This is a genomic window from Methylomagnum sp., assembly GCF_054333355.1.
In genome coordinates this window covers 1-11,556 of sequence record NZ_JBTEKS010000113.1, presented here as the reverse complement: position 1 = coordinate 11,556, position 11,556 = coordinate 1, and the positions used below count along the sequence as shown (strand labels likewise).

Annotated in this window: 11 protein-coding genes; 2 read left to right on the top strand and 9 right to left on the bottom strand. The window is 63.8% G+C overall.

Annotation, left to right across the window (positions count from 1 at the left end; translation table 11 throughout):
* Window positions 1-234, top strand: a 234-nt coding sequence (locus ACXWUF_RS10705; RefSeq protein ID WP_458494667.1) for a YqhA family protein, incomplete at its 5' end; no start/stop codon positions are given.
* A gap of 233 nt (window positions 235-467) precedes the next feature.
* Here ACXWUF_RS10705 and ACXWUF_RS10700 read toward each other — a convergent pair.
* A complete protein-coding gene (locus ACXWUF_RS10700; RefSeq protein ID WP_458494666.1) occupies window positions 468-959 on the bottom strand; it encodes a hypothetical protein in 492 nt (163 codons plus the stop codon).
* 214 nt (window positions 960-1,173) lie between these two features.
* Here ACXWUF_RS10700 and ACXWUF_RS10695 point away from each other — a divergent pair, with 214 nt between their 5' ends.
* Window positions 1,174-2,697, top strand: a complete 1,524-nt coding sequence (locus ACXWUF_RS10695) for an alpha/beta hydrolase (RefSeq protein ID WP_458498735.1) — start codon at window positions 1,174-1,176, stop codon at window positions 2,695-2,697.
* 507 nt (window positions 2,698-3,204) lie between these two features.
* On the opposite strand, the gene ACXWUF_RS10690 is transcribed toward ACXWUF_RS10695, so the two are convergent.
* The 8 genes from ACXWUF_RS10690 to ACXWUF_RS10655 all read right to left on the bottom strand — a co-directional run bounded on the left by ACXWUF_RS10690 (window position 3,205) and on the right by ACXWUF_RS10655 (window position 11,166).
* Window positions 3,205-4,245: an alpha/beta fold hydrolase gene (locus ACXWUF_RS10690; RefSeq protein ID WP_458494664.1), complete on the bottom strand. Its 1,041-nt coding sequence runs from the start codon at window positions 4,243-4,245 to the stop codon at window positions 3,205-3,207.
* Window positions 4,246-4,841: 596 nt separating this feature from the next.
* Complete coding sequence (locus ACXWUF_RS10685; RefSeq protein ID WP_458494663.1) at window positions 4,842-6,557, bottom strand: mechanosensitive ion channel family protein; 1,716 nt, start codon at window positions 6,555-6,557, stop codon at window positions 4,842-4,844.
* Between the two features lie 41 nt (window positions 6,558-6,598).
* The gene (locus ACXWUF_RS10680) at window positions 6,599-7,099 is read right to left on the bottom strand and encodes a DUF1269 domain-containing protein (RefSeq protein WP_458494662.1); all 501 of its coding nucleotides are present in this window, start codon (window positions 7,097-7,099) and stop codon (window positions 6,599-6,601) included.
* Window positions 7,100-7,514: 415 nt separating this feature from the next.
* Window positions 7,515-8,354 carry a F0F1 ATP synthase subunit gamma gene (locus ACXWUF_RS10675; RefSeq protein ID WP_458494661.1) on the bottom strand — a complete coding sequence of 280 codons (840 nt, stop codon included), beginning with the start codon at window positions 8,352-8,354 and terminating at the stop codon, window positions 7,515-7,517.
* A complete protein-coding gene (locus tag ACXWUF_RS10670) occupies window positions 8,351-9,814 on the bottom strand; it encodes a F0F1 ATP synthase subunit alpha (RefSeq protein ID WP_458494660.1) in 1,464 nt (487 codons plus the stop codon). Before ACXWUF_RS10670 ends, ACXWUF_RS10675 begins: the two co-directional genes overlap by 4 nt.
* 61 nt (window positions 9,815-9,875) lie before the next feature.
* Window positions 9,876-10,622, bottom strand: coding sequence for a F0F1 ATP synthase subunit delta (locus ACXWUF_RS10665; RefSeq protein ID WP_458494659.1), 747 nt, complete (start codon window positions 10,620-10,622; stop codon window positions 9,876-9,878).
* An 11-nt stretch (window positions 10,623-10,633) separates the two neighbouring features.
* Window positions 10,634-10,957: a type II toxin-antitoxin system PemK/MazF family toxin gene (locus ACXWUF_RS10660; RefSeq protein WP_458494658.1), complete on the bottom strand. Its 324-nt coding sequence runs from the start codon at window positions 10,955-10,957 to the stop codon at window positions 10,634-10,636.
* Entirely contained in the window at window positions 10,954-11,166 is a 213-nt protein-coding gene (locus ACXWUF_RS10655) for an antitoxin MazE family protein (RefSeq protein WP_458494657.1), read from the bottom strand. The genes ACXWUF_RS10660 and ACXWUF_RS10655 overlap by 4 nt, the downstream gene beginning before the upstream one ends.
* Window positions 11,167-11,556 lie beyond the last annotated feature (390 nt).

Sequence of the window (11,556 nt, the reverse complement as noted above, 5' to 3'; positions counted from 1 at the left end):
GGCCTCTTCTCGCTGTTCGTGGACGACTCCCTGCCGCTGCCGAAGTGGCTGGCGATCCACGATCTCGACGATCTCAAGAGCAACCTGGTGAGCGTGGTGATCGCGGTGCTGGCGGTGCTGTTTCTGCGCGAAGCCGTGATGTGGGACGACACCCACGACCTGCCCGGATTCGGCATAGCCCTGGCGGTCATCATCATCGCGCTGACCTTCTTCCTGTCGAAGAAAGGATCCTGATTCCCCAGGGCAAGCGTGCTATGCCCTTTTGTCCCCTCTCCCTCCGGGAGAGGGCTAGGGTGAGGGGGCAAAAAAGGATTTCTCCTTAGACAAAGCATCTCCATGGATAACCAAGAGAGGCCGATAAGGAAAAAATCCTATTTTTGATCCCCTCACCCCAACCCTCTCCCGGAGGAAGAGGGAGTAGTCACATAGCGCGATTGCCCTGAAGCCTCCGTGCCTTTGGCAAAGCGTCATGCGAGCCGCCCCATTCGCCACTCCGCCCAGCGGCGCTTGAAGGCCCGGCCAGTCCGCCACACCCACGAGGCGCGGATCGGTGCCAGCAACGCGGCCTCGAAGCTTTGCCAGCGGCGATAGAGCCGGGCGAACCAGGGCAGTTCCAGCAGCGCCGGGCGGGTCAGCGTGAAAATGCGGGCCACCAGCGAGGTGCCCACCAGCTTCGCGGCGACGATCAGCGCGGTGCCCAAGGCCGCTCGCCCCTCTCCGGCCAGCCACAGCGCGAACAGGTTCACCGGAAGCAGCAGCAGCGACGGCAGGGCGAAGACCGGCAACGCGGCCATAGGTGGCAAAGCGCCGATGCGACGCTCCACCGACGCCACGGCCGGCCAGCGGGCCAGCCGCGCCATGCAACGCTGTAACGGCCCCCAACCCCATTCCTCGAAGAGGATGACCAGGGCCAGCAGCCACTCGAAGGGCAGAGCCAGCCAGTGCAGCAGTTTATTCATTGGTGGTGTGCCTTGGCCCGGAAAGCCGGGAGGGAGCGAATCGAGCCTGGTGTTCAGGCGCGGCGAACATCGGAACTTCGAACCATGACGACGGGACCCGCACCAGGGGTCATCCGATGAGCCTGCATTATGCCAACCGAGCGGCCTTGTCCATATTGACTATTAGCCTTACGCGGCGGGGTATAGCCCCGGCCGGGACGAATATCCCAGCCCGGTGCGATCCTTTCGAAGAACCGCCCAATTCAGCCAGCGGACCCAAATCATGCGAAAGAACAGAATCGTGATCCTCCTGAAACGCGCGGCCTTGACGCTGCTGGTCGTGCTGATGACCTTTCTCGGCATTCGCGCCTGGGACTCGCAACGGGGCGAGCCTCTGGAGCCTTGGCACACCGTCGTCCCGCATGAGCTGCATGCCGATGAACTCGACCAAGCCGATTGGGCGGCCTACCTGGCCGCCGAAAACGCCGCCTTCGAGGAGGTGCGCCGCGAGGTCACCGAGCGCTTGTCGGCGCATGATCGCGTGCCCTTCAATCGCTATTTCGCGGACAGCCCAATCTACACGGGGCATTTCCAGCGGGACTGGAACCGCTCCTATGTGCTGCCACCGAGAGGCCAGCCGGGCGGCGCGGTCGTGCTGCTGCACGGCCTGACCGATTCCCCCTACAGCCTCCGCAATGTCGCGCAGAGCTATCAGGCCAGGGGTTGGGCGGTGGTGGCGATCCGCCTGCCGGGACACGGCACCGTGCCCGCCGGCCTGACCGACGCCGATTGGGAGGACTGGGTCGCCGCCACCCGGCTCGCCGTGCGCGAGGCCCGGCGGCTCGCCGGGCCGTCCGTGCCGCTGCACATGGTGGGCTTCTCGAACGGCGGCGCCCTGGCCCTCAAGCACGCGCTCGACGCGCTCGACGATCCGGCCCTGGCCCGGCCCAGCCGCTTGGTGCTGATCTCGCCGATGATCGGCGTCACCAGCATGGCCCGTTTCGCCGGGGTACTCGGCTGGCCGGCGGTGTTCCCGGCCTTTGCCAAGGCCGCCTGGCTCGGCATCGTGCCCGAGTTCAATCCCTTCAAGTTCAACTCCTTCCCCGTCCATGCCGCCCGGCAGTCGTCCCTGTTGACCCGTGCCCTGCAACGGCAGATCGCGCAGCACACCCGCGACGGGCGGATCGCCGAACTGCCGCCGGTCCAGACCTTTCAATCGGTCCTGGATTTCACCGTCAGCACGAGCGCGATCATCGACAGCCTTTACACCTTCCTGCCGGCCAACGGCAGCGAGCTGATCCTGTTCGACCTGAACCACCATGCCCACCTCGGCCCGCTGCTGCGCCCCGGCAAGGGCGTGCTGGTCAACCGGCTGCTGCCGACCCCGCCCCGCCAATTCCGCACCGTGGTCATCGGCAATTCGGGCCGGGAGACGCCCGAGGTCCGCGAGGATGTCACCGAAGCCGGATCGACCGAAACGCGGAGCCGCACACTGGGCCTCCGCTACCCGCAGGACGTGTATTCCCTGTCCCATGTGGCGTTGCCGTTTCCCTCCAACGACCCGCTCTACGGCACCGAGCCCGACACCAGCGAGGACTTCGGCGTGCAACTCGGGGCGATGGCCGCCCGTGGCGAACGGGCGGTGCTGGTGGTGAGCCTCGACGCCCTGATCCGGATGTCGTCGAACCCGTTCTACCCGTACCTGATGGAGCGGATCGAGGCAGGCATTCCGGCCGAACAGGCTGCGACGATACCTTAGGCAATTTCCACATAAAGAGGATGCCCATTGGCCGGAGGGAGGTCGGGCTCAAGCCCGACCTACAGCGCACCGGGTGTAGGTCGGACTTCAGTCCGACACTGCTGCCGCGGTGGTACGGACATTTCCGAAAATAGCCTAAGCGAAGTTTTGATCGTTCCCGCGCTCCGGCGTGGGAACGCCGCTGGACTCGCTCCAGCGAGCCGTCGGGTTACGCGACGCTGGAGGCATTCCGACGCCGGAGCGTGGGAGCGATTAATCATACCGCTCCCGGTTGATGCGCCTCCTTTGCCGGCACATCGTATGTGGGCTACGCTACCGGGCGGCCCAGGCCGCCGCCACGGGGTGAGCCAATCTTGCCCATCGCGTCAACCGTGAAAAACTTGAAGATCGAGTCATACGCCACAACCGGGTAGTGTTTTGGATTCCGGCACCTCACCCCCCTCCTCGCTGGGGAGGGGGGCCAAAACAGGCTGGCAAATGAACGCGGTTAGGGCAGTAGCTATGCGCTCAGGCAAAGTCGGGCTCTTCGGAAACGTGTGCTACGGCGTCTTCCTGGCGGTCGCACGTCCTCCCACGGCTATACGGTATGGCCACCGCATCGATGGCCTCCATCACCTGCCGGGGCACGCTATGGTGAATCATGTGGCCCACCCCCGGCACCAGGCGCAAGTCGCTCTGGGGAAGCTCCTTGTGAAGCCTTGCCGACTGCCGGTGCGCGTCGACGTGGCGATCATCCTCTCCGGCCATGATCATCACCGGGAGATCGAGGTCCCGGTACCGCTCACGCAGCGCCATGGCATCCGGAATCATCAGGGCGGCTTCCACCGCCGCGGCGCGAAGCTGGGAAGGCCGCAAGGCCATCCACACCGGGAATGCGGCGAAACGCGGCGGGACCGGCGCCGGTCCAAAGATTCGTTTAAGCATGAGAGGCCAGATCAGCCGCCCGATCCAAGGCGAGATCGTGTACCGCAGGACATCCCCAAAGAGGGGAATCGCCGGGGGTGACAGGAGGGGCACATCAAAGCGGATCGTCGGGAAGTAGTACCCCGATAGCAGAACGAGGCGGCGTACCTCCGAGGGATACTCCAGGGCGTAGGCCAGGGCGACCTGGGTGCCCCAGGAGCGGCCCACCACGACCGGCCGTTCCACGCCCAAACGCCGAAGCGCCTCGTAAAGCAGCTTGGCCTGTGCCCGCGGGGTCCACAGCCTGCCGCGCGGACGCGTGCTGTAGCCGTAGCCGGGCCGGTCGAAGGCGATCACGCGGTAGTGGTCGGCGGCCAGATCGATCAGGCCGCTGATCTCCATCTCGCGGATCATGGTCCCGTTGCCGTGCAGCAGCAACAGGGGTTCCCCCTTTCCGCGCTCGATATAGTGCAGGCGAACGCCATCCACTTCGATGAATTTCCCTTCCGGGGGATTGGCGCGTTCGGTCTGGCGGGTCCGGCGTTGTACTAGGAGGGCCGACCCGGCGAGGGCCAGGGCGACCAGTGCGAACGGGTGTCGCCGGACGAATCCCGCGACGGGTGCGAGGCGCTCAGAAATGTTCATCTTCGGCACTCCTTTGCCAGTGTATTTCCCGTTTTAGACGCCGATCAAGTGGACTGGTTCGGACGGGCGGGGCGGTCGCCCCCACCCCATCCGGGGTGGACCCAACAGCCCGCGTAGGATGGGTAGAGCGAAGCGAAACCCATCACTTCAGCTTGCATAGGGCGGGTTAGGCGCACCTGTTGAAACTCGATATAACCGGCAATTCTGGCGTGCGCCGTAGCCGCAACCCGCCTTCCGGTTGCCCTCGAACGCCAAAGGCGGGTTACGGCGTGCGGTAAGACCGTCGATTTAAATCGAATCTCCCGATGCACGTCTAACCCGCCCTACGGGGCTTATTCACTTGGCAACATGCTGAATTCTTGATCGTTCCCACGCTCCGGCGTGGGAACGATCAAATGGAGCGGATCGAGGCGGGCATTCTGGCCGAACGGGCGGCGACGAGACCTTAGGCAATTTCCACATAAAGAGGATACCTATTGGCCGGAGGGAGGTCGGGCTCAAGCCCGACCTACAGCGCACCGGGTGTAGGTCGGACTTCAGTCCGACACCGCTGCCGCGGTGGTACGGACATTTCCGCAAATAGCCTAAGCGGAGTTTCAAACCGCATCGCCCCGCTTCCATTCGGCACGAACAATCGGGGGTGATGGCTCATCCTCCCCCGTGCCCGCCTTCGCCGCCGCCGGGGCGGCGTGCCATTGTTCCTTCGGTACCAGCTTGAGGTCCGCCGGGTCGGACTGGTAGTTCGGCGTCATGATCTGCACGCCGTACTCGTTGAAGACGTCCAGGATGTTGCGGTGCAGTTCGGTATAGAGAGGCATCATGCGGGAGGGCTCGCCGCAATGGGCGTTCAGCTCGTAGTTCACCGCGAAATCCCCCAAAGACCGCTGCAGAACGAAGGGCGGCGGGTGGTTGAGCAGTCCATGGGTTCGTTCGGCGGCCAGCACCAGCATGGCCTCCACCTGCCGCCACGGCACTTCGTAGCCGATGCCCACCGTGGTGTGCAGGATCAGGCCCTCCCGCCGGGCGAGGGAACTGTAGTTCACCACCTCGCTGGTGAGGATCGTGGAATTCGGCACGATGATCTCCTCGTTCTTGAGGGAGCGGAGATGGGTGACCTGTAGCCGCATTTCGATCACGTCCCCGAACGCCTCGCCGATCTTCACCCGGTCGCCCAGCTTGAAGGCCCGCCGGTAAATCAGGGAATAGCCGGCGATGGTGTTGGCCAGGAAGGACGATGAACCCAGCGAGAACATCAGGCCCAGGAACAGCGAAATGCCCTTGAAGGCATCGGATTCCGAGCCGGGAATATGGGGATAGGCGACGGTCAGGGTGAAAACGAGGGCCGCCAGCCGTGCGATCTTGTAGCTGGGTTCGGCCCATTCCGGCTGGAAACCGGCCAGTTGGACCGACCCTTGCGCGACGGAATCGAAGAAGAACCGCAGGATCTTCAGGAGGTGGCGGACCAGGACGAACAGGATCGACAGGAAGACCAGGTCGGGAAGCTTGTCGAGCAGCTCGCCGCCCAGGACGCGGAAGGGATTGGCAAGGACGGCGAACAGGGCCTCGCCCGAGTGGCGGGTCCAGGGGAACAGCACCAGGACGTAGTGCAGGCCGAACGCCAGCAGCAGCGCGCCGACGAGTCCAGCGGCGAGGCTGAGGCTCGCGCGCAGCGCGCCGAAGATGCGCTCCGCCCGGAGGAATTCGAAGGACTGAATGCCCACCGACTGGATATGCTGCTTGAGGCGCCGATCCATCCACACGCCCAGCCCGCGGTTCAGCCGCAGCAGCAGCCACAACGCGGCGGCGACGGCGAGGCCGGCCGCGAGACTCTGCTCGGCGGCGCGGCGGAGGTATTCCGGCGAGCGGTCCCGGCGGTAATCGGCGATGGCGACGCGCAGCCGTTCCAGCTTGGCGTCGGCCAGCTTCTGGCGGGGCGCCTGCTCGAGAGTGCCATCGGCATCGTAGAGGGTCATGACGCTCCGGTCCCCCGCCAGGATGTCGGTGCGGTACTCGCCCTCCTGGATGCGCAACTGCCCGGGATCGAAATCCGGGGTTTGGGCCAGTGCCACGATTTCGTTCTCGATGCTCTCCGCCCGGGCGCCGGCCGGAAAGGCGGACACCCCGCGCACCCGGAACAGCACCCGGCCATCGATTTCCACGTTCGCCAGGGGGATGTCGGCGAGGGTCGCGGGGCTGGATTCTGTCCGGGCAGCCGCAGCATGGGGCGCGTTTGCCAGAAGCAGGGCGAGCAGGAGCTTCAGGGATCGCTGGACTATTGATGCCTCGGCCCGCCGACCCTCATCGCGCCGCATGGCGGGTAATCCCCGGTCGGCGTTGACCGGGAACCGCCGATTTATTCGCCCTGGCGGCCTTCCAGGGAGGCGCGCAGTTGGTCTTCCTTGGCTTGCGCCAACGAACTTTGCAGCACAGTGGCGCGGCCTTCGAATGCCTTCAGCGCTTCGATCAGCTTGTCCGAAGTGACCTTGCGAAGCAGGACGAACAGGGCTGAAGTGTTGGGCTTCAAGGTCTGTCCCACGGTCTTCATGAAGTCGTCGTTGATGCCAAGGTCGCTGGTGGTACCGCCCAGCGCGCCGGCGCCCGCGCCGATTGCGGCACCAATCAGAGGATTGAGGAACAGCATGCCGACGAGAAGCCCGAAGAACCCGCCATCCACGGCGCCTTGGCTCGCCGCATTGACCCATTGGTCAAGCTTGACCTTCCCCTTGTCGTCCTTGTGCACAATCACGATATCCTCCATCTCAATCAGATAGCTCTTCTGCATCTTGGCGAGAGAGGCCCGCATCTCGTAAGCCGTAACGTCATCGTCGAAGGCAAAAACCACTAAATCGCTCATGGGATAGACACTCCGTAGGTGGGATAGGCAATGGTTATTATGCCGTCCGCAGCCCTTCATGATTCAAGACTGCCTTTGGTTGTAGGCCGGAAGATTTTCGAGGGCGCTTCCGAAAACCGAATACCGCGCCAAAGTCCGCCAGGCAGCGGGTGGGCGTGGTATATGGCGGCGGCATTATTGGGACAGGGCTGTTCAATGCTCCGACTCGGGCCGTTCGCCCTGACCCTTCGATACCTCAGGACAGGGGGTATCGAAGCCTGTCCTGAGCGGCGTCGAAGGGGGTGAACGGCCCGAACCGGCCCGGTTTCCGTTCATGTTTCGACAGGCTCAACACGAACGGAAACCCGGCATTGAACAGCCCTGCTCTCGGAGCTACTAAACCGTCGCAAATAACCCGGGCAAGAAGATCGCATAATTACCCTTCGGCCTCCCCCAGCAACGACTCCGCGCTCAACAAAATCACCTCGATCTCCTCGGTGATTTCCTCCTGCCGCAAGGCATTCCGCCGCCGCCCCAAATCCTCGATCTTGGTCTGCATCCGCCCCAACGCCCGCTCCATGTGTTCCAGGCGGCGGCGGTTTTCGGCCAGCAGCGAGCCATGGAACAAACAGGGCAGCTTGGCGATGAGGTAATGATCGGTCAGCCCCGCGAAGAACGCCGCCGGAGCCAGATTGAGCCGGGGCGGATAGGCGAACTTCGGCCCTCCGGGCGGCATCATCGGCAGCACCGCGTGGGTGGCGACGCCGCCATCCGGGTCGTGGGCCAGCACGCTCAGGCGGGTCCAGCCGGGCGGTTCCGATTGCAGCCGGTGGAGCCGGTCCATCAGGCCATCCAGCACCGGGCGCACTTCCTCCGCCACGTTGGGACCATCCAGCCAGTCAATCAAACGCGGATGGCCTTCCAGCTTCCCCGCCAGCCGACGGCCCACCGCAATCAATCGCGGCGGATCGGGGAACGCCGCCAGCCCGGCCAGCACGGTTTCGTTGAAATCGCCGCAAAAGCCCCGCTCCGACCCAATCAGAATCAACACCTGCCGGTCGCCGCCCGTCCCCGCGCCGCTGGCCCGGTACGCCGGGTGGAACGCCAGGAAATCGGCGGCGGACGCCTCGATGCTCTCCACCAGTTGCAATTGCTGGCTCATGAAGCGCCCGAACTTGCGGGTCTCGATCAGCGCCATGGTCTTCATGGCGGTCATGATGTCGGAGATTTCCGCCAGCCGCCCCATCCGCTGTTCCAGTTCGGCGCGGCGGCTCACGGCGCGGGTTCCGGCTCGGCGGCGCTGTGCAAATCCAGCCAGCGGCCCCACTCGTCGCGGCTGGCGGAAAGCGCGATGGGCGCCCGCCGCAAGCCATCCCGCAGCCGGTCCAGCGCGGCGCGAACCCCCGCCGGGTCCGGGTCGGCGAACCGTCCGGCGTTGTAGGCCATCATCCACGCCAGTTGGAACTCGGCGGGCGCGGGGGCCAAGCGCTCCTGTTTCAGCACTTCCCGCAGGATGCGGCCGCGCCGAATCTTCTCCTCCATGGCCGCGTCCAGCTTGGAGCCGAACCGGGTGAAGGTTTCCAGTTCCAGGAATTGCAGATAGTCCAGCTTCATCCGCCCAGCTTCTTCCTTGATGCGCGGATGCTGCGCCCGCCCGCCGATGCGCGACACCGAGCGGGTGATGTCGATGGCGGGCAGGAAGCCGCTGCCGAACAAGCGGCGGTCCAGGTAAATCTGGCCGTCGGTGATGGAAATCAGGTTGGTGGGGATGTACGAGGCAATCTCGCCCTGCTCGGTTTCGACCAGCGGCAATGCGGTCATGCTGCCGCCGCCGTGGGAGGCGGCGAGGCAAGTGGAGCGTTCCAGCAGCCGCGAATGCAGATAGAAAATATCGCCGGGATAGGCTTCCCGCCCCGGCGGGCGGCGCAGCAGCAGGGACAATTCGCGATAAGCGCGGGCGTGGGTCGACAGGTCGTCGTAGACCACCAGGGTATCGCGGCCATGCCACATCCACTGCTCGGCCACCGCGCACCCGGCGAACGGCGCAAGGTACTTGAGGCCCGGCGAATCGCTGGCCTCGGCCACGACGACCGTGGTGTAGTCCAGCGCCCCGTAACGGCGCAGCAGGTCGATGGCGCCCACCGTGTCGGACCGCTTCTGGCCGATGAGGACATAGACGCACAACACGCCCTGGTCCTTCTGGTTCAGCACCACATCGAGGGCCAGCGAGCTTTTGCCGACGCCGTTGTCGCCGATGACCAACTGGCGCTGGCCGCGCCCGAGGGGAATCATCGCATCGACGATCTTGATGCCGGTATACAAGGGCCGGTCCACGAAATCCCGCGCCACGATGGGCGGGGAGGGCACATCCAATTCCCGCCGCAAGCCCAGACTCGGCGCGGGCAGGCCGTCCAGCGGATTGCCCAAGGGGTCGATGACGCGGCCCAGCAGTCCATCGCCCACGCCCAGCGAAAGCCGCTGGCCGGTAAGATAAACCGGGGAACCCGAACTCAGGCGCGGCGCCTGTTCCAGCAGGATGGCCCCGAGCCGCTGGTTGCCCAGATGGAACACCAGCCCCCGCCCGCCGTCCTCGAACAGCAGCAATTCATCCATGGCGGCGGACGGCAGGCCGCTGATCCACGCGATGCCATCGCCCACCGACAACACCCGTCCGTACTCGGAGACGCGCAGGCCGAAGCGGTAGCGGTCCACGCTGGTAGCAAGACGCCCCAGCAACGCGCTGTTAACTCCCTCTCCTAGCGGGAGAGGGTTGGGGTGAGGGGGATCAAAAAAAGCTTTACTCTCCACCTTGCCCATCCACATCCCGGAAAAACTTCAACTCATCACACAAATTCGCCCCCAACACCCACGGCCCCGCATGGATGCGCAGTCCGGCGAGTAAGGCCGGTTCCTCTTTAAATACCGGCGAGACCGCCCGCCCGGCCAATGCGCCGATGGCATCAGCCAGCGTGGCCCGTTGCGTATCATCCAGAGGAAACGCGCTGGCGATTTCTAGCCCGTCATCGGCCAGGGCGGCGCGGAGTTTGTCCGTTTCCGCCTCGGGCAACTTGGGCAAATCGGCCACGGTCAACGCCACCAGCCGCGCTTCCAATGCCGGCGCGGCGACCCGTTCCAGCAACCGCGCCACGAACCGGCCCCCGAGTTCCAACATCCGCTGCTCGGCCAGCCGCGTCCATTCCTGGCGCTCGCGTGCTTCCCGTGCGGCCTGCTTGGCTTTAGCTTCGGCCACTTCCTCGGCCAAGCCTTGCATGAGGCGTTCGCGCTCGGCGGCGATGGTTTTTTCCAATTCGGCATGGGCCTTGGCTTTTTCCTTTTCCCAGGCGGCTAGGTTTTCTTCGCAGCCTTGTTTGGCGGCGAGGGCTTCGGCCCGCGTGCGGTCGGCGTCGGCCAGTTGTTCCTCGATTTTGCGCTGGCGGGCGGCGATGACGTCCAGGATGGGCCGGTAGAGGAAACGGCGGAGTATCCACAACAGGATGAAGAAGTTGAGGGTTTCTAGGAGGAAGGTGGTCCAGTCGAAGTTCATTCAAATAACGCCTATTGAACGCCAATAAATACCGCCAAGGCGCGGGTAACTTCAATTAAAGTGTTTTCATCAAGGCTGCCAAAACTCGCACCTAGTTTTTCGCGGGGTACGGTCTGCGCCTTATCCACCATAATCTGCGATGGTTTCTGTAATCCATTTTTCGGGGTGGGTTCCACATGAATTCGGAACAGTGGAGTATCCCTTAATTCGCTAGTTACGGGCAGGATAATCACTGATGGGTGGTCTTTAAAGAAATCTGACTGAATAACCAAGGCTGGTCGGGGCTTCCCATAATCCCCTTGCAAGGCAACCGTGACAAAATCACCCCGTTTCATTGCCAGCCTTCAGTATCGGCGACGTTCGCCAACCAATCGAGGGTTTCAGCTTCCTGAGGGTCATCGCGCAAGGAAAGAGACTGGCGTCTACATTCCTCGGCAAACCCTTCTCTTCGGGTATCCGGCAACCAAATTCGAACCAGCCGAAATCCTTGGTTACGCATGGATTTATGCTGTTGCTTAATAGGGTTCGAGTGAGGAATTGACATATATGGATTCCTAGAGAGTGATTCTTAAAATTAATGGACTGGGCTGTGGATTCTCTGGCCCCGATTCACGCTAAAGCGCCTCCAGGCTTTCCAGTTCGGCCTGTAGTAAAGCGCGATGGCATTTTCGACGGTATCGTCGCCGCCCTGGACGAGGGGGAAATCACTGTAAGGCATTATCTATTCCCCGGTTACCCGCGCAAACACTAGCGGCTTGTTTTCACTTTACCTCGGCCAACAGCGATTGTAGCCGCTCAATATCCACCGGCTTGACCAAATGATGGTCGAATCCCGCCGCCTGGGTGCGGCGGCGGTCTTCTTCCTGGCCCCAGCCCGTCAGGGCGATCAAGGTCACGTCTTGGCCTGCGGGGTGTCGGCGGACACGCCGGGCCG

Bases quoted from the DNA above. Each gene is read 5' to 3' on its own strand.
- ACXWUF_RS10700 (WP_458494666.1), bottom strand. From the start codon at position 959: ATGAATAAACTGCTGCACTGGCTGGCTCTGCCCTTCGAGTGGCTGCTG.
- ACXWUF_RS10690 (WP_458494664.1), bottom strand. From the start codon at position 4,245: ATGAACATTTCTGAGCGCCTCGCACCCGTCGCGGGATTCGTCCGGCGA.
- ACXWUF_RS10685 (WP_458494663.1), bottom strand. From the start codon at position 6,557: ATGCGGCGCGATGAGGGTCGGCGGGCCGAGGCATCAATAGTCCAGCGA.
- ACXWUF_RS10680 (WP_458494662.1), bottom strand. From the start codon at position 7,099: ATGAGCGATTTAGTGGTTTTTGCCTTCGACGATGACGTTACGGCTTAC.
- ACXWUF_RS10665 (WP_458494659.1), bottom strand. From the start codon at position 10,622: ATGAACTTCGACTGGACCACCTTCCTCCTAGAAACCCTCAACTTCTTC.
- ACXWUF_RS10660 (WP_458494658.1), bottom strand. From the start codon at position 10,957: ATGAAACGGGGTGATTTTGTCACGGTTGCCTTGCAAGGGGATTATGGG.
- ACXWUF_RS10655 (WP_458494657.1), bottom strand. From the start codon at position 11,166: ATGTCAATTCCTCACTCGAACCCTATTAAGCAACAGCATAAATCCATG.